This window comes from Nonomuraea spiralis (genome assembly GCF_014648435.1).
In the GTDB taxonomy this organism is placed as follows: domain Bacteria; phylum Actinomycetota; class Actinomycetes; order Streptosporangiales; family Streptosporangiaceae; genus Nonomuraea; species Nonomuraea spiralis.
Genome location: NZ_BMRC01000001.1, coordinates 33,010 through 57,469, shown reverse-complemented (window position 1 = coordinate 57,469; position 24,460 = coordinate 33,010). Strand labels below are relative to the sequence as shown.

Below are 24,460 nucleotides of genomic sequence, written 5' to 3'. Positions count from 1 at the left end.
CACTTCCCCGAAAGTTTCGGAAACTAGCTGAAATTAGGGCGCGTCACAGGCACTCACTTTTGCGAGACAAAAGTAGATGCTACAGTGAAAGTACTTTTACCGAGGGAGCCGCCATGAGCGATCACGAGTCCGGCGCGATCGACGCGCAGGCCGCCCACCAGGCGCTGCGGCTGGCCGGCGCGGCCCGCGCGGCCGCCCGTGCACGGCCCCCCGCCCCCGCCTGGTTCGCGCCCACTCGCGGGGTGTTGTTCGCGGCCGGGTTCGGGTTGCTGACCGGGCCGTGGGCGCAGCAGGTTCCGGTGCTGACCGCGGGGATCGTCGTCCTGGTGGCCTTCCTGGGCGTGCACGCGGCGGTGGTCAGCCGTGGCGGGGTCGTCACCATGCCGAGCGGCTCGCCGCGCCGGCGGCTGCTGAACCAGCTCGTCCCGGCGGTCGCGTACGGGCTGGGCTGGCCGGCGGCCGTGCCATTCGGGCAGGGCGGGGGCGCGGTGTGCGCCGCCGTGCTGGGCGGGGCCGCGCTGTGGGCCGTCACCGCCCGGGGAGGATCACGCCCTTGAGCGAGCCCATGAGCGGTGAGCACCGGCTGGACGACGTCATCCAGCACCCTACGCGGCTGACCGTCATGGCGTTCCTGTCCGGCGCGCTGGAGGCCGAGTTCGGCGCGGTGCGCGACTACGCCGAGATCTCCGACGCCAGCGTCAGCCGGATCGTCTCCGCCCTTCAGGAGGCGGGCTACGTCAACGTCCGCAAGGGATACGTCGGCAAGCGCCCGCGCACGTGGCTCTCCCTCACGCCGCAGGGCCGCGACGCCCTCGCCGGGCACCTCGAAGCCCTGCGGGCGATCGCCGAGACCGCCCGCCAGGCCGCCGCCGGTCCAGGGTGACCGGCGGCGTCACCGGCGGGGTGACCGGCGACCCGGACGGTCAGCCGCCGCCGGTGCCGGCCGGGCCCACCCGGCCCGGCGACCACGACGTGTCGGGGTGGGCCTGGCGCCAGGTCAGCAACTGGCGCTCCAGCCGCTGCCGGTCGGTGAGCCGCGGGCGGGCCGGGCGCACACCCGTACGTTCGAGCAGCCCGTACGCGGCCGCCGCCAGCCGCAGCCGGGCCGGGGTGAACCGGCGCCGCAGCAGGTCGGCGGTCACGGCGGCGGTCAGCACGGAGGCCGGCCACAACGCCGCCCTGCCCAGCAGGCCGCCCGCGACCCCCGTGACCTGCCCGCCGCCTCTACGACGGTCGACGCGCCGGCCGACACGAGGGTCGACGCGAGGGCCGAGGCGCTGGTCGAAGTGGTGGTCGAAGTGGTGGTCGACGTGGATGTCGGAGCCTTTGCTCTGGTTGTCGCGGCCTTGCCGCATCGTCAGCCTCCGGATGGGTCTCGGGACCAGGGGCGTGCCGGAAGTTTCCGCTTCTATGGCGCTACCCGGTCCTGTGGCCGTCATGCCGCCGGGTTGCGTACGTTTGAGTGCGCGGCGGCTGGAAAGCAGGGAACCGGTTCGCCGACCCCACCCGACCCCGCTGCCGAGACGATCATGACCCTTCAGTTCGAGCTCCAGTGCCCGATCAGCACCGATCTTGCCCTCATCAGGGACCTGGTCCGCGTCCACGGCCGCCACTGCGGGCTGTCCGACGACCGGCTGGAGGACCTGGTGGTCGTGGTCAACGAGGCGGTCACCAACGTGCTGGACCACGGCGGCAGGACGGGCATGGTGACCTCCCGCGACACCCGCGACGGCGTCGTCGTCGAGGTGCTCGACGTCGCCGGCCGGCTCACCCGGGCCCATCTGGCGGCCGCCCGCCTCGACCCGACCGCCTCGCACGGGTACGGCCTGTGGGTCATCCAGCACCTGTGCGACGAGATCGTGCTGGAGCAGACCGCGCTCGGCTCGCTGCTCACGATGTGCCTGCGCCGACGCCGCCAGGCCGAGGAGGACCCGGCCAGATCGGCCTGAACGCCTTCCTCACGTACGCGCCGGAAAAGCCGAAAAGAGCCAGAAAAAAGACGACGGGAACGTGTCCGGTCACGCCGGTCCCGTTCGTCACCATGGTGAGACGACGTACGAGCGAGGAGCACGAGATGAAGTACATGATGTTCGTCTGCACCGACACCGAGCCCGACACCGACCAGAACGACCTGCCCGACGTCGAGGCGTGGGTGGCCGAGAACGACGCCCGCGGGCGCCGGGTGCACGGGGCCGTGCTGGCGCCGGAGTCGGCCGCGACCACCGTGCGCGTGCGCCGGGGCGAGCTGGTCCTCTCCGACGGGCCGTTCACCGAGACCAAAGAGGTGATCGTGGGCTTCGACCTGCTCGAATGCGCCAACCTCGACGAGGCGATCGAGGTGGCCCGTACGCACCCGATGGCCAGGCACGGACGGCTGGAGCTGCGCCCGTTCGCCGATTTCGAGCAGTGATCCGAGCAGCGAGACGACACCTGGAGGAGGCGGCGGCGGACGCGTACCCGCGGATCGTCGCCGCCCTGATCCGGGTCACCGGCGACTGGACGCTCGCCGAGGACTGCGCCCAGGAGGCGCTGACGCTGGCCGTGCGGCGGTGGCCGGAGGAGGGCGTGCCGTCCAATCCGGGCGGCTGGCTCATGACGGTGGCGCGCAACCGCGCGATCGACGCGCTGCGCCGCGCCTCGGTGGAGCGCCGCAAGCTCGCCGAGCTGGCGGCGCTCGCCCTGACCGCCCAGGACGGGCCCGGGGACGGGCGGGAGGAGGAGGTCGTGGACGACCGGCTGCGGCTCGTCTTCACGTGCTGCCATCCGGCGCTGGCGCTGGAGTCGCGGGTGGCGCTGACGCTGCGCACCGTCTGCGGCGTGCCGGCCGCCGACCTCGCGCGCGCCTTCCTGGTCACCGAGCAGACCATGACCCGGCGGCTGACCAGGGCCAAGAGGAAGATCGCCGAGGCGGGCATCCCGTACCGGGTGCCGGAGGGCCCGGCGCTGGCCGAACGCCTGCCGGGCGTGCTGGCCGTGCTCTACCTGCTGTTCACGCAGGGGTACGACCCGGGCGGCGAGCCGGCGTTCGCCGAGGAGGCGATCCGGCTGGCGCGGCTGCTGCGCCGGCTCATGCCCGCGCAGGAGGAGGTGCGGGCACTGCTGGCGCTGTTCCTCCTGCAACACTCCCGCCGGTACGCCCGCCGCGACGCCGCCGGCGACCTGGTCCCCCTCGACCGGCAGGACCGCTCGCGCTGGGACCGGGCCGCGATCGCCGAAGGGCTGGCCCTGCTGGCCGCGATCGAGGGGAACGGCCCGTACGGGCTGCAGGCGCGCATCGCCGCCTGCCACGCCACCGCCCCCACGCCGCCCGCCACGGACTGGCCGCGGATCGCCCGCTGCTACGACGAGCTGGCCCTCCTCCACCCCACACCCGTCGTCGAGCTGAACCGCGCCGTCGCCCACGGCTACGCCCACGGGCCGCGCGCCGGGCTCGCGCTGCTGGAGCGCGCCCGCGCCGAGCTGGACGGCCACCCGCTGGCCATCGCCGCGGAGGCGGACCTCACGGCCAGGGACGGCGACCGGGCCCGCGCGGCGGCGCTGTTCCGGCAGGCCGCCGCCGCCGCGCACAGCGCCCCCGAGCGCCGCGCCCTCCTGGCCCGCGCCGCCGAGATCACCCCGGTCCCTCAGGCGGCGAACGCCGTCCGGGACGCCGGCCGCGCACGGAAAAAGCGTCAGTAATAAAGGGACAGAAGGTAACCCGGGCCGTCCCATTCGCACTTGTGCTTCTGCGCCTTGCCGGAGTCGCCGGCATAGAGACCGGCCGGGGAAGCGGATCTCGTACGGCGGGTAAACCGTGTACCGGTGCCGGGAGGCGACCGCCGGCGTCGCGGGTGACGCTCACGACGGTGACCGTGACGGCGCGGCCTATCCCACGGAATGCGCGAGTGATTCGCCACCCGGATCGCCACCGCCGCCGCACGGACACTACACGCCCGCCGCACCCCTGGCGACCCGGCGCTAAATCCGGGACTCCGCGCGCGCACCTCGAAACTCAGCTTTGAATTCATCTTCGATAAGCTGAACGCCGCCGCGCCGCCCGCCTTCCCGCGCCCCCTCCCCCGCCGGGAGCAGCCCCTGCGACCTCGCGTACGCCCCGGCCAGGACAGGGCCCGCGGCCGGGCCGCGCGCACCTCGCGGGCATGAATGTGACATGGGCATTCCCAGGTGAGATACGCAAGACGGACGCCGTGACACCCCGGACACACGAGGGACCGGTCGCGCTTGAAATGACTTTGACACGCGGTCGGCCCGGCGAGTTCAACGCGTTCACCGACGCCCGGCCGAGGTAAGTTGCCCGCACGCTACTGAAGAGCGCTACAGTACGCAACAACCGTATCGAGCATGGAGTGCCACCATGGCTAAGCAGATTCAAGAGATTCTCATCGACGATGTCGACGGTGGGGAGGCTCATGAGACCGTCGTCTTTGCACTCGATGGCAGCAGCTACGAGATTGACCTTCATGAGGAGAAGGCGGACTCGCTGCGGAAAGCACTGGCGCCCTTCATCGTGAAGGCCCGCCCGGTTCGCGTGGAACGCAGTGGGCGCGGCCGGCGGGCGACCGTTGGCGGCAGCCGGGCGTTGAGCCGGGAGAAGTCTTCGGAGATCCGGCAGTGGGCCAAGGCGAACGGCCTGCCCGTCAGCGAGCGCGGCCGGATCGCGGCCTCGGTGGTCGAGAAGTACGAGTCGGCCCACTAAGGCCCGCCAAGGCCCATTGAAGGACGTCAAACGCGCGCGGGCCGGCGGCGGAGCAGTCCGGCGAGCCTGAGCGCGGCCACGACGGCCACCGCGAGGTGCGCCGAGACCAGGGCGATCTGGTAGATCCGCTGCCCGGCCGAAAGTTCGGCCGTGTAGCCGCCGTCGTAGAACCCCGACACGAAGGCCAGCACCCCGGCGACCGCCAGCAGCGCGGCGGCCGGGATCGCGACGCCACGGCGGCTCCGGGTCGCCCCGGCGACCAGCACGGCCTGCGCGACCATCATCGGGATCGGCGCGGACAACCGCGCCTGGGGCCCGAGGGCGTCCAGGAACGTCGGGTTCAGCCCGGCGGAGACCGCCATGAACGCGCCGATCAGGTCCATGGCGAGCAGTACACCGACCCCGCCGAGCAGCGTCGCGCCGATCGCCCGGCCGGCGGGGGCCGGAATGGTGGAAGTCGGCATGTCTTTCTCCTGTCAGGACGGGCGCCCGCCGTTCGCGGGGCCGGGATCCGCTGTCACCTCCGATGCTCGCCCGGCGCGCTTGGCGCGGACCTGGGAACGACCTGGCGACCACTTGCCCCTGACCTGGACCCGCCGCGGGACGGCGGGGGCGGCGCGGTGAGATGCGAAACCGTCCGTCGTCGCCGTCCCGCCGTCGTGCCGTGGCGGCCGCGGGTGCTCGCCCGCGGCCGCCGGCCGAATCACTGGACGGTGATCTTGTCCACCTCGACGGTGATCCCCTTCACCTGGGGGGTCGAGGTGGCGGTAGTGATCTTGCCGGTCCCCGCGCTGACCCCCTTGACCTTCATCGAGTACGTCAGCGTCCCGCCGGGAGCCCCCGGAGTGCTGCTGACGACCAGGTCCTGGGTGGGCGGCCCGGAGATCTGGGCGCCGGCGGTGCCCTCGGCGTTCTCTGCGCCGACCGTCAGGCCGTACACGGGGGGCGGCGAGCCGGGCAGGTTGCCCGGGTCGTAGGCGTAGCTGATGTCCTCCACGCCGTTGAGCCCGATCCACTGCTGGAACACCTTGAGGTCGCTGGTGCCGTACAGGTTCAGCCGCCATTCGACGACCAGCCAGTCGTTGACCCCGTCGGTCAGGATCGTGGCCAGGATGCCGGGCGCGGCGGTGCCGTCGAGGTCGGTCCAGTACGAGGCCAGCACCCCGTTGGGCAGTGCCGGGTCGGGCAGGGTCTGCGGCGTCGGGGAGACGTCGCCGCCCGTGGCCCCGCCGGCGACGCTGTAGCCGTCGGAGGTCACGCCGAGCCGGGTGTAGTCGCGTCCGGCGAACTTGAAGGCGGGCACGGTGAAGTTGAGCGCCTGCTCGTCGCCGATCGGGGTGGGCGTGACGCCGAAGGCGTCCAGCGGGATGTAGCCGGCCGGTCCGGCGCCTGGCGCGATCGCGGGCTTGGCGGGCTGGGTGGCGGCCAGCGTCGCCTTGGTGGTCGCGATCTGGGTGCCGACCTTGGTCGCCCCCGTGACGCTGTTCAGCCGCAGGCGGGCGTCGAGGGTGCTGAGCGCGGTCACCTCGGCGTCCTCGAACGTGGTGTTGCGGACGGTGACCGTGCAGGTGGACTCGCCGGTGTTCCTGGCGATGGTGTCCGGGACGCAGGTCTGCTCGACCGGCACCGCGCCCTGCTTGCGGAAGAAGGCCACCGGCAGGTGCAGCGCGCGCGTGCCGCCGGCCTGCTTGAGGTTGACCTGGCCGAAGTACTGGCCTTCCGGCAGGTCCGGCGCGGCGATGACGATGCTCAGCTTCGCGCTCTTGCCGGGCGCGACGGTGAACACCGGCGGCAGTACGGTCACGGAGGCGCCGCTCACGGTCGTGCCGGAGGCGGTGAAGGTGAGCGACGAGCCGGTGGTGTTGGTGACGGTGCGCTTGGCGGTGATGACGCCGGGCATGGTCGGGGCGTTCACCGAGGGCAGGTTGAGGTCGATCCGGTTGAGCGGGTCGGTGGCCGAGGCGACGAAGCCGGCGGCGTCCTGGTCGAGGGTCAGGCCGGGGTCACCGGCCTTGGACAGGTCGATGCGCCCGCCGCCCATGTCGAACGGGTCGGCCTGCGTGGTCCTGTCCTCCTTGGTGACCGCGGTCTTGGCCGTGGTCTCCAGAGCCGACTTGACCTGGCCGGGCGTCCACGTGGGGTGCAGGGCGAACACCAGCGCCGCCGAGCCCGTCACGTGCGGCGCCGACATCGAGGTGCCCGAGATGACCTGGTAGAGGTTGCCGGGCGGGCCTTCCAGCGGCGACTCGGGGGTCGGCGTCATGCCCGCCATGATGTGCTGGCCGGGCGCGGTGACGTCCGGCTTGAGGAAGTCGCCGCCGGGGCCGCGCGAGGAGAAGTGCGCCATCGCGTCGCCCTGCCAGGTGGACTTGACGCCCTGGGTGAAGGAGGCGGTGGCGCCGGGGTGCGCGGCGAGGAAGGCCAGCAGGGTGTCGGCCTCGGGCTTGTCGACGTGCACGGACGGGAGCCAGTGCGCGTCGGTGAAGACGTCGAACGGGAAGGTGTTGTAGAGGATCATCCCGGCCGCGCCGCCCTGCCTGACGTTGAAGCTCTTCAGCACGCGGTTGGGGGTGCGCTCACACAGGACGATCTTGCCGGTGAAGATGCCGGGAGGCGCCGGTACGTCGCACGCGGCCCGGGAGTACGGCGGCGCCGAGGCCAGGACGACGGGCAGCGGCGAGGCGAGGCCGCCGGTGATGGAGGCGCCCTTGATCGTCGCCGCGGCGCCGCCGCCGGACAGCGTGACCGTGGACTGGAAGGTCCGGTTCTGCGAGGAGGCCGCCACCGTGGTCACCCAGGGGCTGCGGTGGTCGGTGGTGCCGGCGCCGGGCCCGGAGTTGCCGGCCGAGGCCGAGACCAGCACGCCAGCGGCGTAGGCGTCGAGGAAGGCCAGCTCGACCGGGTCGCTGTAGGGGTCGCTGCCGCCGGAGATCGAGAAGTTGATGACCCGTACGCCGTCCAGGATGGCACGTGCCACCGCCTGCGCGGAGTCGGAGGGGAAGCAGCCCTCCGCGCCGCACACCTTGTAGACCGACACCTCGGCGGCCGGGGCGATCCCGTGGATCGGGCCGCGGCTGATGCCCAGCGGGTTCGCGTCGGCGACCGGGCCGCCGGCGGAGGTGCTGGCGGTGTGGGTGCCGTGCCCGTTGGAGTCGCGGGCGCTGTCGGGGTAGACCTCGCCGCCGTACACGGCGTTGTAGGTCTCCATGAACGGCTGCCCGCCGATCAGCTTGTTGTTGCAGGTGAACGGGTCGCTGGCCGGGGTGAGCGGGTTGTCGCCGAAGTTGCACACGCGCGGCGTGCCGTCCTTGGTGGGCCCGGGGGCGGGCAGGCCGGGGGCGGCGGCGAAGGAGGGGTGCTCGGGCCAGGCGCCGCTGTCCAGGACGCCGACGATCACGCCCTTGCCGGAGGAGGCGCTGCCGCCGAGCTTGCCGTAGATGGTGTTCGCGCCGATGAACTCGGGGCTGGAGTCGGTCAGCAGTTGCTGGGGCCTGTCCTCCTGCACGGCGACCGCGCCGGGGAGCCGCAGCACCTCGGCCGCCTTGTCACCCGGGATGCGCAGGGCGATGCCGCCGTAGACGGTCCTGACGCGCTGGCCGACGACGGCCCCGGGGATCTTCTTGGTCAGCTCGGCCAGGAAGGCGTTCTCGACGTCCTGGATGTGGGTGCCGTACTTCCTGGCGTCGGCGCTCCTGGTGTCGAGCGCCTTGCCGGTGACGGCGGGGCTGGTGGCCGGGAGTCCGGCCAGCCCGCCCTGGTAGGCGGCCAGCGAGTCGTAGTCCAGCTTGACCATGACGTTGACGGGCGCGGGCGAGGTGGCCCGCAACAACGCCGTGTCGCTCTTGGCGAGCTTGCCCGTGGGGGACTTGGCGCCCTCGACCACCTCGGCGCCGGCGAGCGGTACGGCCCGCCACTTGGCGGGCGGGGTCGGCGTGGCGCGTGCCACGGCCGGGCTCATGGTCATCACGACGCCGAGCCCGACGGCTAACGATGTCAACCGGCGTAAACGGGATGAGAAGGAACGGGACAACACAAAGACCTCCTGGCCGAGGAGCTGCACGAACCCGCCAGACCGGCCGAAGACGTCATGTCACCCCCACGCGCGCATGCCGGAGAGATCGATGACCCTCCCCGGCGGGTGACGAGCTGGACCGCCTCCCCTCTCCGATCGCGGAGCGGCTTGGCGTCCGAACCGGAGTGTAGACAGCGATCACCTGGCGGAGAAGCCCGTCGGATTGTCACAAATCGGCCATCTGTCCCGACCGTACGGCCGCCCGCCTCCCGCCACTCGCAAAGCTCATATTCCTCCCACCTCTTCGCCAGAATCCAGCAACGGTGACCTACACCCCTAATACGGATATCTACAGTTGTCCTATGGGCGATCATTGGGACGTGGCGCCGACGTCAGCGCAGGACGGAACGAGGTAGTCCGTGGGGGGCCACGCCGACGAGGGGACCCTGCCGCACACCTCGACCCTGGACGAGGCGCTGGCCCAGGCCGCCCGCGACACCGGGGCGCACATCGGCGCGGTGTACCTCCTGACGGGCTCCCCGCAGGTCCTGGTGATGGAGACGGAGATCGGGCTGCCCACGCAGATCGTCAAGCCGTGGACCACCGTCAGGCTCGACGCCGGGGCCCCCGTGGCCGCCGCCGTACGCCAGGGGCGGCTGGTCTGGGTGCCGAACCCGCAGGAGCTGGCCTGCCGTTTCCCCGGTACGGCCCTGGCCTTCCCGTACTCCTTCGCCACCGCCTCCGCGCCCCTGCACAGCGACTCCCGCATGTGGGGTTCGTGGATCCTGTTGTGGCCGGCCGAGCGGCCGTCCGAGCTGAGCGAGTCCGAGCTGGACGTCATCAGCGCCACGAGCGAGCGCCTGGCCGCCATTCTGGAGCAGGCCGACGACTGCGGGCACCCGCTGCGTCCCACGGGCGAGCCGCGCGCGCTGACCCCGGTGGCGCCGCCGATGCCCGACCCGTACGAGGCCGTGGCCGCGGCCGGCTACCTCGAACGGCTGCGCGACGGCTCCGTCGCGCTCGACCTGGACGGCGTGGTCACCTTCGCCAGCCCCACCGCCGCCGACCTGCTCGGCACCACCGTCGCCCACCTGCTGGGCACGCCGCTGTGGGAGACGGCGACCTGGCTGAAGGACCCGGCCTTCCAGGACCGCTGCCGGGCCGCGGTGGTCGGCCAGCAGGTCGCCTCCTGCTCGGCGCGCCGGCCGGACGGCCACGAGCTGGAGTTCGTCCTGCATCCCGACCCGACCGGCCTCAGCCTGCGCATCACCCCCTCGCCGGCCGACCTGCCCGCGCAGCGGCTCGCGCGTTCGGCCTCGGCGGGCGCGTCCGGGTTGCCGCGGGCCGACGTCTTCTACAACTTCCTGCACATGGCGGCGGCGATGACCCGGGCGCTGAACGTGCGCGAGGTCGTCGATCTCATCGCCGTGCACGTCATGCCCGTGTTCAAGGCCCAGGCGATGGCGATCATGCGGGCCGAGAGCGGCCGGATGAGGATCGTCGGCTCCCACGGCTACTCCCCCGAGGTGCTCGACCGGTTCGACGGTCAGACACTGGCCGCGCCCAGCCCCGCCGAGCAGGTCGTCCGTACGGGCGAGCCGGCCTTCTTCGCCGACCGGGACGAACTGCGCCGGTCGTTCCCGGAGACCGCGCAGGAGGACGGGATGTCGGCATGGGCGTTCCTGCCGCTGACCGTCTCCGACGACACCTTCGGCGTCTGCATGCTGGCCTTCGACCATCCGCGCCCGTTCACCGCCGAGCAGTGCGCGACCCTGAACACCCTGGCCGGGCTGATGGGCCAGGCCCTGGACCGCGCGCTCCTGTACGACACCAAGGACCGGCTGGCCCACAGCCTCCAGACCTCGCTGCTGCCCGGCAGCCTGCCGGACATGCCGGGCCTGGAGGTCGCCGCCCGGTACGTGCCCGCCACCCGCGGCGTCGGCATCGGCGGCGACTTCTACGACCTGATCCGCCTGAACGAGACCACCGCCGCCGCCGTCATCGGGGACGTCCAGGGACACAACATGACGGCCGCCGCGCTCATGGGCCAGGTACGGACCGCCATCCACGCCCACGCCGCCGTCGGCGCCAGCCCCGGCGACGTGCTCCAGCACACCAACCGGCTGCTCATGGACCTGGACACCGACCTGTTCACGAGCTGCCTGCTCATCTACTTCGACCTGCGTCTGCGTACCCTGTGCGCGGCCAACGCGGGCCATCCCCTGCCGCTGCTGCGTCCGCCGAACATGCCGGCCGAGGTCATCGACATCCCGGCGGGCCTGCTGCTCGGCATCGACGCCGACGCCGAGTACGCGACGGTGGAGGTGCCGTTCCCGCCGGGCGCCGTCCTGGCCCTCTACACCGACGGGCTGATCGAGGCGCCGGGGGTCGATCTGGACGAGGCCATCGACGGGCTGGCGGAGTACCTGACCAGCGCGCCGCGCGAGCAGCTCCAGCAGATCGCCGGCACCCTGCTCGACCACGCCCCGCACACAGACGACATCGCCCTGCTCCTCCTGCAGCACCGCGCGAACACGAGCTGAGCGCGGGCCCCCGGGCCGTCAGTGCGAGACGAACGTGTGGTGGTCGGCCAGGGCGAGCGCGCGGGCGAGGTCGAGCAGCCGCAGCAGCCCGCGCCCCGCCCACCGGACGGGAGCGGGACGACGGGACTCATGGGCGGCCGACCACAGGACGGGTACGTGACGTTCCATGGGGACCAGCATGTCCCCGCCCCCACCGATCGTTCCAACACATCGTCTCGCTGGCAGCCATCGCTATCGTAGATGGATGGAACTGCGCCAGCTCCGCCACTTCGTCGCCGTCACCGCCCACGGCAGCTTCACCGCCGCCGCCAGGGCCGAGCTGATCGTGCAGTCCGCGCTCAGCACGTCCATCCGCAAGCTCGAACGCGAGCTGGGCGCCGACCTGTTCGAGCGCACCGGACGCCGGCCGATCCTCACCCCGGCGGGGCACGCGTTCCTCCCTGCGGCGCGGGCGCTGCTGGCCGACGCCACCGCGGCCGCCGACGCCGTCTCCGCCGTGTCCGGGCTGGCCACGGGCCGGGTCGCGATCGGCACGATCCAGACGCTCACCTGCGTCGACCTGCCGGCCGAGCTGGCCGCCTTCCACCACCTGCGGCCCGGCATCCAGATCTCGGTCCGCGACGCCCCCGTGGCCGGGCTGCTGGACGCGCTGCTCGCCCGCGAGCTCGACCTGGCCTACCTCGCCCTCGACGGCGCCGACCTGCCGGAGGGCCTGGCGGTGTTCGCCTCCTGGGAGGAGGAGCTGGTGCTGATGACCTCTCCGGCACACCGGCTGGCCGGCGCCGAGCGGGCCCTGCTGTCGGAGCTGACGGAGGAGCCGTTCGTGGACTTCAAGGCGGGCACCGGCCTGGAGACGGCGGTGCGCCGGCTGGCCGCCGGCTGCGGGCTGCACCGGCAGATCACCTGCGAGGTCACCCAGATCCGGCTGCTGGTCGAGCTGGTACGGGCCGGGATCGGCGTGGCGATCGTCCCCCGCCGGGTGGCCGAGCAGGAGCGGCTGCCCACGGTACGGATCCGCCAGCCAGACCCGGCCAGGACGGTCGTGCTGGCCGGCCGCGCGCCCGTGCCCGCCAACCCGGCCGCCGGCGCCCTGCTGGCGCATCTCACCCGGTGACTCCAGATTGGACTTGCGAGTCCATTTTTTCCCGCGCAGAGTGGCAGTGCCGCCGGGAGCCTCCGGCGGGCGACACCATGACGGGAGACGTGTGATGAGTGGACGGTTGCAGGGCAAGCGGGCGTTGGTGACCGGATCGACGAGCAACATCGGGCGCGCGATCGCCGAGGCGTTCGCCGCCGAGGGCGCGCACGTGATCGTCTCGGGCCGCGACGCCGAGCGCGGCGCGCGGGTCGTGGACGGCATCCGCGCGCGCGGCGGCCGGGCCGGTTTCGTCCGGGCCGACCTGGACGGCAGCGCCGAGGCGTCCCGCGCCCTGGCCCGGGAGGCCGCCGCCGCGCTCGGCGGAGGCGTGGACGTCCTGGTCAACAACGCCGGGATCTACCCCGGCGACACCACCGCCGGCACCGACGAGAAGACGTTCGACGAGGTCTACGCGGTCAACGTGAAGGCGCCGTTCTTCCTGACCGCCGCGCTCGCCCCGGCCATGGCCGAGGCCGGCGGCGGCGCGATCATCAACCTGGGCTCGTGGATCGCCCGCCTGGGCGTCCCGGTGGGCGCGCTCTACAGCTCCACCAAAGGCGCGATGGAGACCCTCACGCGGGCCTGGGCCGCCGAGTTCGGGCCCCGGGGCGTGCGGGTGAACGCCATCTCCCCCGGCGTGATCCTGGAGCCCGGTGCGCGGGCGGCGCGGGCGGGCGCGGCCATGATGAATGGCACGCCGGCCGGCGGCATGGGCACACCCCAGGCCATCGCGCACGCCGCCGTCTACCTGGCCGCCGAGGAGGCGGCCTTCGTCCACGGGATCGTGCTCGACGTGGACGGCGGGCGCACCACGGCGGCCGTCATCGCCACCTGAGACCGGCCGGATAACCGTTTGAACGAACGGCGTCCCTCGTGGTGGGATTGCCCGCTGTGTCAGCGTTCCAGGACCTCGTACGCCCCGATGTCTACCCGCGTTCCTCCGGATACGACCCGGAATGGGTGCTCGGGCTGGACATGGGCCCCCACCCACTGTGGTTGCTGGAGGACCTCGCCCGCGACCTCGACCTGAGACCGGGCATGCGGGTGCTGGACCTGGGCTCCGGCCTGGGGGCGACCTCCGTCTTCCTGGCCCGCGAGTTCGGGGTGGAGGTCGTGGCCGCCGACCTGTGGGTCGAGCCCGGGAAGGCCGAGGCGGTCTTCGCCGGGGCGGGCGTCGCCGACCGCGTCCAGGCCGTACGGGCCGAGGCGCACGCGCTGCCGTTCGAGCAGGAGTCGTTCGACGCGATCGTCAGCGTCGACGCCTTCGAGTACTTCGGCACCGCCGATTCCTACCTGCCCTACCTCGTCCGCTTCCTGCGGCCCGGCGGGCAGCTCGGCGTCGCCACACCCGCCATGACCCGCGAGGTCCGCGACCTCGGGCACATCCCCGGCCACATCAAGGCCCTGGTCGGCTGGGAGGCGATCGCCTGGCACACCGCCGAGTGGTGGCGCTTCCAGTGGGAGATCACCGAGCTGGTCACGGTGACGTCCGCACGCCTTCAGGACGGGGGCTGGCACGACTGGCTGCTGTGGGCACGCGCCCGCGGGGAGGCGGCCACGGTCGCCATGCTCGAAACCGACCGGGGCGAGTACCTGTCCTTCGCCCTGGTGACCGCCCGGCGGCACCTGCCGCCTTCCTGACCGGCGCCGCCCGTCTGGATTCTCACGTATGCGCGGGAGAGCTTCGGCCATGGCCGCGCTCCCCTGGCATCGCGTTGACTGAGACCCGCGTCCGGGACGTCGGACGCGGAACGAGAAGAGGAAACACACTGATGTCGGTTCTGCGCGCTGTCGTGCTCATCGCGGCGACCATGGCGACCGGGCTCGCGGCGGGCGTCTTCGGGCTCTACAGTCACACCATCATGCGCGGCCTCGGCGGCACGGACGACCGCACGTTCGTCACCGCGTTCCAGGCCATCGACCGGGCGATCATCAATCCCTGGTTCATGCTGAGCTTCATGGGCGCGCTGGCCTTCACCGGCCTCGCCGCGGTGCTGCACCTCGGGCAGAACGTGCGCGCGGCGCTCCCCTGGATCCTCGTCGCCCTGGTCCTCTACCTGGTCGCCTTCGTGCTCACGGTGGCCGTGAACGTGCCGCTCAACGACGCGCTCAAGGCGGCCGGCGACCCGGACAAGATCACCGACCTGGCGGCGGTGCGCCGCGCGTTCGACGAGGCCAAGTGGGCCGGTTTCAACCTCGTCCGCACGATCGCGACTACGGGGGCGTTCGCCTCCCTGTGCTGGGCGCTCGTCACGAGCGGCCGGGCGAACTGACGGCCCGTCCCAGGAGCTGGCGCAGCTCGGCCGGGTCCTGTACGGCCGACACCGGCGGCCCGCCGCCGATCACCAGGGACGGGACCCCGGTGACGCCGTGCGCCGCCGCCCGGCGCCGGTCGGCGCGTACCTGCTCGCCATAGGCGTCGCCGGCGAGCAGGGTCTCGACCTCCTCGCCGGGCAGGCCGGCCTCGGCGCCCACGCGGCGCAGCACCTGCGGGTCGGCCACGTTCAGGCCCTCGGTGTGGTACGCGTGCAGCAGATGTTCCATCGCCTGGTCGGCCAGGCCGTGCGCGGCGGCCAGGTGGTGCAGCCGGTGCGCGTCGAACGTGCTGACCGGCCTGGCCAGGTGCAGGTTGAGCGCCAGCCCCTCGGCCGCGCCCAGGGAGCGGATCAGGGCGACGCGGGCCGGCGCGCCCTCGCCCAGCCAGCCGGTCATGGCCTCGGCGGCCGTCGGGCCGGGGGTCCGGCCGGCGTCCGGGGCCAGTTCGAAGCTGCGCCAGACGATCCGCGGCCGTTCCGCGGCCGGGATGCCTTCCAGCGCGGCGCTCATCCGTCTCTTGCCGATGTAGCACCACGGGCAGAGCACGTCGGCGTAGACCTCGACATGGCTCCCGGCGTGGATCCCGGCGGGGATCTCGGCGTCCATGGCGGTCATCCGTCGAGCCGCCGCGGTCCGGGGCCGATCTCGCGGACGACCCTGTAGGTGGGCGGGCCGCTCATGCGCGCCTCGGCCGTGCCGGTCAGGCCGTCGAGCGCGGCGCGGATGGCCGCCGTACGGCCCTCGCCGTCGGAGGTGTTCACGAAGTGGCGGTAGTCGTCCTCGCTCGCCCAGTGGACGATGTTGTAGACGCGGGTGCCGTCGGTGCTCAGGTGGAAGCGGGCCGAGCGGTAGCCGGGGTAGAACCGCACCCATCGTTCCTGGATCTCCGCGAAGGCCGCGACCAGCTCCCGCTGGGTGTCGTGGCCGTCGACCGAGTAGTCGATGATCGAGTAGAAACCGGTGTCGGTGGTCACGCGCCCATCCTGCAACCTCAACCGCGGTTGAGATCAAGCGTTCAGTGAGCGCTCGATCAGCGTGACGCGGTCGGCCACCGGCGCGGCGGGGATCTCGACGAGCTCGAACCCGAGGTCGCGGTAGGTCCGTTCGTGCAGGCGCTCGAAGTCGAGTGAGTCCTCGAAGCTGATCCGCCGGGCGGGCGTGGCCCGCACGAAACCCTGGTTGCGGACGAAGAAGACCCTTCCGTCGTACGTGCCCTCGGCCACGACCCGTTCGACCTCGCGGGCGAGCAGGCGGGACGTGCCGAACCCGAGGTAGCGGCTCAGCGCCAGCGTGCAGACCGGCGAACGGTCGAAGAAGACGGCGGCGGCCCGGTCCTGCCGCACCGCCTCCTGGCGGCGGCGTTGCAGGGTGACGACCTCGTCCACGAAGGCGGGCTCGTGCCAGGGCTCGGCACGGCCGAGCGCGCCGGCCAGGGCGATGACGTCCGTCGCCGCCTCCTCGACGACGGCGTGCCCGCGCACCTCCAGCAGGCGCAGGACGGCGGTCTTCCCGGCCCCGGGGGCGCCGGTGAGAACGTGTCTGGGCATGACTTCTCTCCCTTGGGCGAAAATGCCGGTTGTGATTATGGACAAGGCGATCTACTGCGACGGCGTACGCGAGACCATCGAGGGCGACATCAGCGAGGCCTTCGCCGGGGCCCGGGCGCGAGGTGACTGCTTCCTGTGGATCGGCCTGCACGAGCCCACACAGGAGGAGTTCGACCTGATCACCAGCGAGGTACGGCTGCACCCGCTGGCCGTGGAGGACGCCATCCACGCCCACCAGCGCCCCAAGCTCGAACGCTACGGCGACACCCTGTTCGTGGTGCTCAAGCCGCTGCTCTACGTCGAGAACGGCTCCGACATCGAGGTCGGTGAGATCAACCTGTTCGTGGGCGCCGACTTCGTCATCAGCGTACGGCACGGCCCGGCCAACCCGCTCACCGTGGTCCGCCGGCGCATCGAGGCCGACCCCGAACTGCTGGCCACCGGGCCCGCCGGGGTCCTGTACGCGATCTGCGACGAGGTCGTGGACACCTACTCGCAGATCTCCCACGAGGTGGAGCACGACCTCATCGTCCTGGAGCGGCGGGTCTTCAGCGGCGAGCACGCCGACGTGACCGAGGACATCTACTCGCTCAAACGCGAGGTGCTGGAGTTCCGGGCCGCCCAGGACCCCCTGGTCCCGGTCCTGGAGGAGATCGTCAAGGGCCGGGTGGAGCTGTGCGCCGTCGCCCGCGACCAGTTCCGCGACGTCCTGGACCACCTGCTGCGGGTGGACGCGGCGATCGACCAGCACAACGAACTGCTCACCAGCGCCCTTAGCGCCCACCTGGCGCTGGTGGGCCGGGAGCAGAGCTCGGCGGCCATGCAGCAGAACGCCGACATGCGCAAGATCTCCTCCTGGGCCGCCGTCATCGCCGTCCCCACCATGATCGCCGGGGTGTACGGCATGAACTTCGACCACATGCCCGAGCTGCACTGGTTGCTGGGGTATCCGCTGGCGTTGTCCCTCATGGCGGTCGCCGTGGTCGTCGTGTACCGGCTGCTGCGCAGGAGCGGCTGGTTGTGAGCCCTCCGGCGCGCCGCCGTCAGGCGTCGTCGAGGGTGGACAGCCCGTCGAGCGCGATCTCGATCCCGCGGCGGCCGGCGGCCAGGACGTCGTCGTCGGAGCCGCCCCGCTGCTGGGCGACGAGTCCGGCCACGGCCAGCGCGCCCATGAAGCTCCCGACCGCCGCGCCGGCCGAGACGGGGTCGAGGCGGGGGTAGACCTCGCACAGCGCGGCGGCCAGCCGGGGCTGCGTCTCCATCATCAGCGTCAGGCCGCGAGAGCGCAGCGCGGGCTCGGTGAGCATCAGCCGCGCCCGCAGCGGCGACAACGCGAAGTCCAGCTCGTCGTCCTCGGCCATGCTGCGCACCAGGGCCTCGAACATCCGGCTCAGCAGCTCGCCCAGGGGCTCGCCCGGCCTCCGCCCGGCGATCACCTCCAGCATGGCCAGCTCGCGGTCGCCGGCCCGCAGGAAGAGCACGTCCTCCTTGCCGGCGAAGTAGGCGAAGAAGGTGCGGGGCGCCACGTCGGCCGCCGCGGCGATGTCGGCGACGGTGGTCTGCTCGTAGCCCCGCTCGGCGAACAGCCGTACGGCGGCCTCCAGCAGCGCGCGGCGGGTGCGGACCTTCTTGCGTTCGCGATGACCTTCCACCGGGCCAGCCTACTGCATGGTCTGCGTTTATGCATAGCTTGCAATTTCGCAGTCTGTGCGATTTTCTGGATCCATGGACATCCTTCAGGCCCTGCCGCTCGAACGCGACGACCCGTTCGAGCCGCCGGCCGTACTCGGAGAGCTGCACGGACCGCTGCACCGGATGATCTACGCCGACGGCCGGCCCGGCTGGCTGGTCACCGGCCACGCCGAGGCCCGCGTGGTGCTCGACGACCCGCGCTTCAGCAACACCTCCCAGGGCGCCGCCCCGCCGATCAAGGAGCTGGCGCCGCCCGAGGGGCTGACGGACCTGGTGATCCCGCCGGGCTTCTTCATCGCCATGGACGACCCCGGGCACTCCCGCTACCGCAGGCTGCTGACGGGCCACTTCAGCATGCGCAGGATGCGGCTCCTGGAGCCCAGGATCCAGGAGATCATCGACGGCCTGCTCGACGAGATCGCCCGCACGGGCGCCCCCGCCGACCTGGTCTCCGCGTTCGCGCTGCCGGTGCCCTCGCTGGTGATCTGCGAGCTGCTCGGCGTCCCGTACCAGGAGCGCTCCCGTTTCCAGGCCACCACCGCGCGGGCGGTGAACCTGGACAGCCCCGTCGAGGAACGCGGCGCGGCGGGCGCCGAGCTGATGGGCTACCTGTCCGAGCTGGTCGCGCGCAAGCGCGCCGCCCCCGGCCAGGACCTGATCAGTCAGCTGGCCACCGGCGGCGAGCTGAGCCACGAGGAGCTCACGGGCGTGGCCACGCTGCTGCTGACCGCCGGGCACGAGACGACCGCGAACATGCTGGCCCTCGGCACGTTCCTGCTCCTGTGCCGCCCCGAGCAGGCCGAGCTGGTACGCACGGACCCCGGCGTCGCGGCGACCGCCGTCGAGGAGCTGATGCGCTACCTCAGCATCACCCACATCGGCCCGATCCGGGTCGCCAGGGCCGACGTGCCGCTCGCCGGGCGGACGATCAAGGCCGGGGAGACCGTGACGCTGTCCCTGCCGGCCGTCAACCGCGATCCCGCCCGTTTCCCCGACCCCGGCCGCTTCGACGTCACCCGCGAGGCCGGCCCGCAGCTCGGCTTCGGCCACGGCATCCATCAGTGCCTGGGCCAGCAGCTGGCCAGGCTGGAGATGCGGCTGGCCTACCCGGCGCTGCTGCGCCGCTTCCCCGGGCTGCGGCTGGCCGTGCCCGCCGCGGAGGTGCCGCTGCGTCAGCGTGCCACCATCTACGGGGTGGCCGCGCTGCCCGTCACGTGGTGATCCCGGGGTTTGACGCGCCGCCTCCGCGTGCGGGAAGCGGGGCGGACGCGCGGGCGATCATGGGAAGGACGTGCGATGGCCGGTCAGGACGACGGGATCAGGTTGCGCCAGGTGGTGCTCGACTGCACCGACGCCAGGGCGCTGGCGGAGTTCTACCGGGCCCTGCTGGGCCTGGTCTACCGGCCCGGCGACGAGCCGCCCGAGGCGGGGGCCGACGACCCGCGCGGCCGTGACTGGCTCGTGCTGAGAACCCCGGACGGCGCCCCTCAACTGGCCTTCCAGCAGGTCGGCACGTTCCCGGCGGCGACCTGGCCGGACGACGGGGTGCCCCAGCAGCTCCACCTGGACCTGACCGTGGCGTCCGCCGGGAACCTCCTGGCCCAGCACGAACGTGTCCTGCGCCTCGGCGGCCGACTGCTGCTGGACCGGATCGACGACGCCGAGGAGCCCCTGCGGGTCTACGCCGACCCGGCCGGTCACCCGTTCTGCGTGTTCGTCTCCCCGTCGCATCCCGGGGAGCACTGACGCGGCGCGGGCCGTCAGGGCGGCGGCGAGAGGATCAGGGTGGCGTTGTGGCCGCCGAAGCCGAACGAGTTCGACAACACCGGCCCCCGCGCGATCGGTCGGGGCACGGCCGCCGCGTCGACGTCGCAGCGCGGGTCGAGCCGGTCCAGGTTGGCGGTCGGCGGGGCGGTGCACTCCGCGATCGCCAGGACGCAGGCCACGGCCTCGATCGCCCCGGAGGCGCCGATGGCGTGGCCGGTCACGCCCTTGGTCGAGCTCACCGGCACGGCGGCGGGCCCGAAGACGCTCCGGATCGCCTGGGCCTCGGTCAGGTCGTTCAGCTCGGTCCCCGTGCCGTGGGCGTTGACGTGCACGATGTCGGCCGGGCTCAGGCCGGCGTCGCCGAGCGCGGCCTCCATGCACCGCCGGGCGCCCTCTCCCTCGGGGGCGGGCGCCGTCAGGTCGTGGGCGTCGCAGGTACGGCCATAGCCCGACAGCTCGGCATGGACGCGGGCGCCCCGGCGTACGGCGTCGTCGAGGCGTTCCAGGACGAGGAAGGCGGCCCCCTCGGCCAGCACGAACCCGTCGCGGCCCGCGTCGAAGGGCCGGCAGGCCGCCGCCGGGTCGTCGTTGCGGGCCGACAGGGCACGGCAGCGGCTGAAGCCGTGCAGCATGCCGGGCGTGATGTTGGCGTCCCCGGCGCCGGCCAGGACCAGGTCGGCCGAGCCGTCGCGGATCAGCCGGACGCCCTCGCCGATGGCGTGCGCCCCGGACGCGCACGCGGTCGACACCGCCATGCTCGGCCCCCGGACGCCGTACCGCATGCCGACGGCGGCGGCGCCCGCGTTGGGCATGATCTTCGGGATGAACAGCGGGGACGCCTTCAGCCCGCCGGGCCCGTCCGCGCCGAGCAGCGTCGACTCGTACGTCTCGGTGCCGCAGAAGGAGCTGCCCGCCACCACGGCCCGCCGCTCGGCCGGGACCTCGGGATGGCCGGCGTCGGCCAGCGCGTCGCCCGCGGCGCACACCGCCAGCAGCGACGCCCGGTCCAGCCGCCGGGCCTGCTTGACCGTCAGGTACGCCGAGACGTCCAGGTCGTGGATCTGGCAGGCGAAGCGCACCGGAAGGGCGGACACGTCGAAGGAGGTGATGGCCCGTGCCGTGGAACGCCCGCCGAGCAGCGCGTTCCACAGTTCCTTGGGGCCGGACCCGGCCGGCGTGCGCAGGCCGACCCCGGTGACCGCGACGCGGGTTCGCATCAGCCGCCCACCGTCATCAGGTGGCGGCGGATCACGGCGGCCATGTCGGCGACCGTACGGACCCGCTGGAGCGACTCGTCGGCGAAGGTGCCCCATTCGTCCTCGACCACCGCGTACAGTTCGGCGAAGTCGAGGCTGTCGGCGTCCAGTTCGGTGCGCAGGTCGGTGTGCGGGGTGATCTGAGCCGGGCTGACTCCCAGGACTCGCGCGCAGTGGCCGCGGAGCAGGTCTGCGATCTGGTCGTCGGTCATGGTGTCCTCCGTTCTCTCGACGAGTTGGGGGGGCGAGTCCGAGTGTGCAGGAGCAGTGCGTGCCGGTCCGGGTGTGACACCTCAAATGTCCATCAAGCCGGGCCGAGGACGGCTGCCCTGACCTGCGACTCGGCCAGCGCGGCCAGGGCCGCCCGGTCCTCGCGCGGCCGTCCGGAGGGCTCGTGGCGTACGGGCGGCAGGAAGGTCACCTCGGCCACCACGTGCCGGGTGGCGACCACGCGCAGCAGCGAGGTCAGCAGGGACTCCTCCCCGACCCAGGAGCCGCGGCTGGAGCGCGCCCGTCCCTCCAGGTAGCGCAGCGCCACCGGACGTACCGCGGCGCCCGCGTCGAGCGCGGCCTGGAACAGGGCCGGGTGGAAGGCGCCCATGGCGTGGCCGCACCAGGTGGTGCCTTCGGGGTAGGCCAGCACCGTGTCCCCGTCGCGCAGCGCGGCGGCGACCGCGGTGACGGCGGCGGGCAGCGCGGCGGGGCGGTCCCGGTCGATGAACAGGGTGCGGTGGGCCGCGGCCAGCGAGCGGATCAGCGGCCAGCGGCCGACGTCCCGCTTGGCGAGGTGGCGGGCCGGTGTGACGGCCGCCAGGACCAGCGAGTCGGCCCACGAGACGTGGTTGCTGACGAGCAGGGTTCCCGGGCTGCCGGGGCCGGCCGGTGCGGGGACGCCGTTCGTGGTCCGTACCGTGATGCCGACCGAGCCGACGATCAGGCGCATGGACCGCCGGGACAGCGGCCCGCGCAGGGCCGCCGGGCCGTGACGGAGCACCGGCGTCACCGCGAGGGCCGTCAGCAGGGCCAGCCCGCAGCCCAGGAGGCGGGCGGCCCGGCGGACCGGCCCGGCGGCGGTGACGGGCGGCCCGACGCAGGACTCCGGCGCGCACGGCGTCGTCGGGGACGCCGTGTCCTCGTGGCGGTGGTCCTGTGCGGGGATGGACATCGCGATCTCCTTGGTCGGCCGGGCGGTCGGGCGGTCAGGGGGGTGGCGGCGGGGTGTCCGGGCCGTCCGGGCCGCCCGCGCCGGCGCCGACGGGTACGCGCGGCGCCGCCCCGGACGAGCCGTCGCCACCGCGCCGCCCGCGGCGCAGCGGCCGGGGGGCCCACCAGTTGGCGGGCCCGGCCAGGCGCATCACGGCGGGCACGAGCAGCGTGCGGATCAGCGTGCAGTCCACGAGGACGGCCACCGCGATGCCCACCCCGATCATCTTGAGCACCGCCAGCCCTGAGGTCGCCACGGCGGCCATGACGACAGCGAAGATGACGGCGGCCGAGGTGAACAGCCGCCCGGTGTGCTGGAGCCCGGTGGCCACGGCGGTGACCGTGTCGCCGCCGCGCCGGTACTCCTCGGTGATGCGGGACAGCAGGAAGATCTCGTAGTCCATGGACAGGCCGAAGGCGACGCAGAAGATCAGCGTGGGCATGAGGGCGTCGATGCTGCCGGTGGCGGTGAAGTCGCCGACCAGCCAGCCCAGGTGGCCGTCCTGGAAGACGTGGACGAGGGCGCCGAAGGTGGCGGTGAGGCTCAGCACGTTCATCACCAGGGCCTTGACGGCCAGCACGACGCTGCGGGTCAGCAGCGCCACCATGGCCAGCGTGGTCAGCGCGATCAGCGTCAGGGCCAGGGGCAGCGTGACGGCGATGTTCTGCCTGACGTCGTCGAGCTCGGCGCCCGGCCCGCCGAAGAACACCCGGCCGGGCGCGGGGATCGCGCGCAGGCGCTGGACGAGCTCGCTGTTGGCCACCGAGAACGGTTCGTGCGCGGTGGTGACGAGCAGCCAGGTGCCGGCCTCGCCGGTGAACCGGCGGCCCTCCTTCGGGACGACACCGGCCCCGCTGTAGGAGCCGCCCGCCGTGTCGACGCGCAGCACGCCGGCGGTGGCGGACAGGCGCCGGGCGTAGGCGTCCAGCCGGCCGGCGGCGTCCTGGGCCGTCGGCGGCAGGTCCGGCAGCACGATCAGGGTGCCGCCGACGACCTGCTGCCCGCCGAAGTCGGCGCGCAGGGACCGGGCGGCCACGGCGGCGGGCGCGTCAGGCGGCAGGACCCGGTCGTCCAGGGTGCCGAACCGGGCGCCCAGGAACGGCACGCCCATGGCCAGCAGCAGCGCGGTCGCGGGCACGGCCACCACCACCGGCCGGCGCATGACGGCGATCGCCAGGCGGTACCAGGGCCCGTCCTCCACCGGCGGCGTGGCGCGGCGCCGGGCGCTCCACGGGCCCGGTACGGGGAGCCGGTTGACCCGGTCGCCGAGCAGGGTGAGCACGGCCGGGAGCACCAGGAGGCTGGCCGCCGCCGCCATCAGGCTGATCGTCATCCCGCCCACGGCCAGTGAGCGCAGCATCGTGAACGGGAACAGCAGCAGCGCGGACATGGACAGCGCCACGGTGGCCGCCGAGCAGGCCATGGCCCGTCCGGTGGTGCGCATGGTGACGGCGATCGCGCGGGAGGCGTCCCCGTCCTCGGCCAGGTGTTCGCGGAAGCGGGTGACGATGAACAGGCTGAAGTCGACGGCCAGGGCGAAGCCCAGCGCGCTGGAGATGCTCAGGGCGAACACCGAGATCTCCATGACCTCGGTCAGCAGGCGCAGCACGGCCATGGTCGCGACCACCGCCAGCGCGCCGATCAGCACCGGCAGCAGGGCGGCGACGACGCTGCCGAACACCAGGCACAGGATGGCCAGGGTCAGCGGCGCGGCGATCAGCTCGGCGGTGCGCAGGTCGGCCTCGCTGCGGTCCTGGGCCTCGACGCGGACCTGCGCCTCGCCCGTGGCCGACAGCGCCAGGGGGCCGTAGCGGCCGTTCAGGGACTGCACGATCCGGCGGGCGGCCGCGTTGCGGGCGGCGTTGTCGCCGCTCAGGTGCGCCAGGACGACCCCGGCGTGCCCGTCGCGGCCGCGCAGCCGGGGCGCGTGGTCCCGCCAGTACGAGGTGACCTGCCACACCCCGGGATCGGCCGAGACGCGTTCGGTGAGCCGTTTCCCGGCGGCGTCGATCTCGGGGTCGTCCACGGGCCGCGTGGCGCGGGCGATCAGGACCAGGTTGGCGTTCCCGGCGTGGAAGCCGTTCCGCAGCAGGTCGTCCGCCCGTACGGATGACGATCCGAGCGGGACGATGTCGCCCAGTACGAGCCGTTCGTGCACGTCCATGCCGGCCACGAGCGCCACGGCGAACGTGGCGAGCGCGCCCCAGAGCACCGCCTGTTGCCGCAGGCGCCGCGTACGGCCGGGCAGCGGCGAATTGCCCCACATCGGTAAGTCCTCACCTTGAGTAA

26 protein-coding genes are annotated in these 24,460 nt (G+C 72.9%); 14 read left to right on the top strand and 12 right to left on the bottom strand.

Annotated elements, in window-relative coordinates; translation table 11 throughout:
• Window positions 1–113: 113 nt before the first annotated feature.
• Both IEZ27_RS00300 and IEZ27_RS00295 read left to right on the top strand, forming a co-directional pair.
• Window positions 114–557: a hypothetical protein gene (locus IEZ27_RS00300; RefSeq protein WP_189645330.1), complete on the top strand. Its 444-nt coding sequence runs from the start codon at window positions 114–116 to the stop codon at window positions 555–557.
• Window positions 554–883 (top strand): winged helix-turn-helix domain-containing protein, encoded by a 330-nt coding sequence (locus IEZ27_RS00295; RefSeq protein ID WP_308427236.1) that lies wholly within the window; start codon window positions 554–556, stop codon window positions 881–883. Before IEZ27_RS00300 ends, IEZ27_RS00295 begins: the two co-directional genes overlap by 4 nt.
• A 40-nt stretch (window positions 884–923) precedes the next feature.
• On the opposite strand, the gene IEZ27_RS00290 is transcribed toward IEZ27_RS00295, so the two are convergent.
• Complete coding sequence (locus tag IEZ27_RS00290) at window positions 924–1,355, bottom strand: hypothetical protein (RefSeq protein WP_189645329.1); 432 nt, start codon at window positions 1,353–1,355, stop codon at window positions 924–926.
• A gap of 174 nt (window positions 1,356–1,529) precedes the next feature.
• Here IEZ27_RS00290 and IEZ27_RS00285 point away from each other — a divergent pair, with 174 nt between their 5' ends.
• From IEZ27_RS00285 to IEZ27_RS00270, 4 genes are all read left to right on the top strand, one after another.
• Complete coding sequence (locus IEZ27_RS00285; RefSeq protein ID WP_189645328.1) at window positions 1,530–1,949, top strand: ATP-binding protein; 420 nt, start codon at window positions 1,530–1,532, stop codon at window positions 1,947–1,949.
• 125 nt (window positions 1,950–2,074) lie between these two features.
• A complete protein-coding gene (locus tag IEZ27_RS00280; RefSeq protein WP_189645897.1) occupies window positions 2,075–2,410 on the top strand; it encodes a YciI family protein in 336 nt (111 codons plus the stop codon).
• Window positions 2,407–3,678 (top strand): RNA polymerase sigma factor, encoded by a 1,272-nt coding sequence (locus IEZ27_RS00275; RefSeq protein ID WP_229822992.1) that lies wholly within the window; start codon window positions 2,407–2,409, stop codon window positions 3,676–3,678. Before IEZ27_RS00280 ends, IEZ27_RS00275 begins: the two co-directional genes overlap by 4 nt.
• 676 nt (window positions 3,679–4,354) lie before the next feature.
• Complete coding sequence (locus tag IEZ27_RS00270) at window positions 4,355–4,696, top strand: histone-like nucleoid-structuring protein Lsr2 (RefSeq protein WP_125648926.1); 342 nt, start codon at window positions 4,355–4,357, stop codon at window positions 4,694–4,696.
• Window positions 4,697–4,722: 26 nt separating this feature from the next.
• On the opposite strand, the gene IEZ27_RS00265 is transcribed toward IEZ27_RS00270, so the two are convergent.
• Both IEZ27_RS00265 and IEZ27_RS00260 read right to left on the bottom strand, forming a co-directional pair.
• Window positions 4,723–5,160, bottom strand: a complete 438-nt coding sequence (locus IEZ27_RS00265) for a hypothetical protein (protein WP_189645326.1) — start codon at window positions 5,158–5,160, stop codon at window positions 4,723–4,725.
• Between the two features lie 239 nt (window positions 5,161–5,399).
• Window positions 5,400–8,693: a S8 family serine peptidase gene (locus tag IEZ27_RS00260; RefSeq protein WP_229822990.1), complete on the bottom strand. Its 3,294-nt coding sequence runs from the start codon at window positions 8,691–8,693 to the stop codon at window positions 5,400–5,402.
• A gap of 434 nt (window positions 8,694–9,127) precedes the next feature.
• On the opposite strand from IEZ27_RS00260, the gene IEZ27_RS00255 reads away from it, so the two are divergent.
• Window positions 9,128–11,251 carry a SpoIIE family protein phosphatase gene (locus IEZ27_RS00255; protein ID WP_229822988.1) on the top strand — a complete coding sequence of 708 codons (2,124 nt, stop codon included), beginning with the start codon at window positions 9,128–9,130 and terminating at the stop codon, window positions 11,249–11,251.
• An 18-nt stretch (window positions 11,252–11,269) separates the two neighbouring features.
• On the opposite strand, the gene IEZ27_RS00250 is transcribed toward IEZ27_RS00255, so the two are convergent.
• Window positions 11,270–11,419, bottom strand: coding sequence for a hypothetical protein (locus IEZ27_RS00250; RefSeq protein WP_189645972.1), 150 nt, complete (start codon window positions 11,417–11,419; stop codon window positions 11,270–11,272).
• Window positions 11,420–11,495: 76 nt separating this feature from the next.
• Here IEZ27_RS00250 and IEZ27_RS00245 point away from each other — a divergent pair, with 76 nt between their 5' ends.
• From IEZ27_RS00245 to IEZ27_RS00230, 4 genes are all read left to right on the top strand, one after another.
• Window positions 11,496–12,365, top strand: coding sequence for a LysR family transcriptional regulator (locus IEZ27_RS00245; RefSeq protein WP_189645325.1), 870 nt, complete (start codon window positions 11,496–11,498; stop codon window positions 12,363–12,365).
• A 94-nt stretch (window positions 12,366–12,459) separates the two neighbouring features.
• On the top strand, window positions 12,460–13,224 hold the full coding sequence (locus IEZ27_RS00240; RefSeq protein ID WP_189645324.1) for an SDR family NAD(P)-dependent oxidoreductase: 765 nt from the start codon (window positions 12,460–12,462) through the stop codon (window positions 13,222–13,224).
• A gap of 56 nt (window positions 13,225–13,280) precedes the next feature.
• Window positions 13,281–14,030, top strand: a complete 750-nt coding sequence (locus tag IEZ27_RS00235) for an SAM-dependent methyltransferase (RefSeq protein WP_189645323.1) — start codon at window positions 13,281–13,283, stop codon at window positions 14,028–14,030.
• A gap of 131 nt (window positions 14,031–14,161) precedes the next feature.
• Window positions 14,162–14,662, top strand: a complete 501-nt coding sequence (locus IEZ27_RS00230) for an anthrone oxygenase family protein (RefSeq protein WP_185845307.1) — start codon at window positions 14,162–14,164, stop codon at window positions 14,660–14,662.
• On the opposite strand, the gene IEZ27_RS00225 is transcribed toward IEZ27_RS00230, so the two are convergent.
• From IEZ27_RS00225 to IEZ27_RS00215, 3 genes are read right to left on the bottom strand one after another with little or no spacing between them, the layout of a single operon-like run.
• A complete protein-coding gene (locus IEZ27_RS00225) occupies window positions 14,640–15,311 on the bottom strand; it encodes a DsbA family oxidoreductase (protein WP_189645322.1) in 672 nt (223 codons plus the stop codon). The genes IEZ27_RS00230 and IEZ27_RS00225 overlap by 23 nt on opposite strands.
• 5 nt (window positions 15,312–15,316) lie before the next feature.
• Window positions 15,317–15,679, bottom strand: a complete 363-nt coding sequence (locus IEZ27_RS00220) for an antibiotic biosynthesis monooxygenase (RefSeq protein ID WP_189645321.1) — start codon at window positions 15,677–15,679, stop codon at window positions 15,317–15,319.
• A gap of 33 nt (window positions 15,680–15,712) precedes the next feature.
• A complete protein-coding gene (locus IEZ27_RS00215; protein WP_189645320.1) occupies window positions 15,713–16,252 on the bottom strand; it encodes an AAA family ATPase in 540 nt (179 codons plus the stop codon).
• A 22-nt stretch (window positions 16,253–16,274) separates the two neighbouring features.
• Here IEZ27_RS00215 and IEZ27_RS00210 point away from each other — a divergent pair, with 22 nt between their 5' ends.
• Window positions 16,275–17,276: a magnesium and cobalt transport protein CorA gene (locus IEZ27_RS00210; protein ID WP_189645319.1), complete on the top strand. Its 1,002-nt coding sequence runs from the start codon at window positions 16,275–16,277 to the stop codon at window positions 17,274–17,276.
• Window positions 17,277–17,295: 19 nt separating this feature from the next.
• Here the strand turns inward: IEZ27_RS00210 and IEZ27_RS00205 are convergent, their stop codons facing one another.
• Entirely contained in the window at window positions 17,296–17,904 is a 609-nt protein-coding gene (locus IEZ27_RS00205) for a TetR/AcrR family transcriptional regulator (RefSeq protein WP_189645318.1), read from the bottom strand.
• A gap of 73 nt (window positions 17,905–17,977) precedes the next feature.
• Between IEZ27_RS00205 and IEZ27_RS00200 the strand changes: the two genes are divergently transcribed.
• Window positions 17,978–19,165: a cytochrome P450 gene (locus tag IEZ27_RS00200; RefSeq protein ID WP_189645317.1), complete on the top strand. Its 1,188-nt coding sequence runs from the start codon at window positions 17,978–17,980 to the stop codon at window positions 19,163–19,165.
• A 75-nt stretch (window positions 19,166–19,240) separates the two neighbouring features.
• The gene (locus IEZ27_RS00195; RefSeq protein WP_189645316.1) at window positions 19,241–19,690 is read left to right on the top strand and encodes a VOC family protein; all 450 of its coding nucleotides are present in this window, start codon (window positions 19,241–19,243) and stop codon (window positions 19,688–19,690) included.
• 14 nt (window positions 19,691–19,704) lie between these two features.
• Here the strand turns inward: IEZ27_RS00195 and IEZ27_RS00190 are convergent, their stop codons facing one another.
• The 4 genes from IEZ27_RS00190 to IEZ27_RS00175 all read right to left on the bottom strand — a co-directional run bounded on the left by IEZ27_RS00190 (window position 19,705) and on the right by IEZ27_RS00175 (window position 24,437).
• Window positions 19,705–20,928: a beta-ketoacyl-[acyl-carrier-protein] synthase family protein gene (locus IEZ27_RS00190; protein WP_189645315.1), complete on the bottom strand. Its 1,224-nt coding sequence runs from the start codon at window positions 20,926–20,928 to the stop codon at window positions 19,705–19,707.
• Complete coding sequence (locus IEZ27_RS00185) at window positions 20,928–21,179, bottom strand: acyl carrier protein (protein ID WP_125648889.1); 252 nt, start codon at window positions 21,177–21,179, stop codon at window positions 20,928–20,930. The genes IEZ27_RS00190 and IEZ27_RS00185 overlap by 1 nt, the downstream gene beginning before the upstream one ends.
• 92 nt (window positions 21,180–21,271) lie before the next feature.
• On the bottom strand, window positions 21,272–22,132 hold the full coding sequence (locus tag IEZ27_RS00180) for a lysophospholipid acyltransferase family protein (protein ID WP_189645314.1): 861 nt from the start codon (window positions 22,130–22,132) through the stop codon (window positions 21,272–21,274).
• 34 nt (window positions 22,133–22,166) lie between these two features.
• Window positions 22,167–24,437 (bottom strand): MMPL family transporter, encoded by a 2,271-nt coding sequence (locus IEZ27_RS00175; protein WP_189645313.1) that lies wholly within the window; start codon window positions 24,435–24,437, stop codon window positions 22,167–22,169.
• Window positions 24,438–24,460 lie beyond the last annotated feature (23 nt).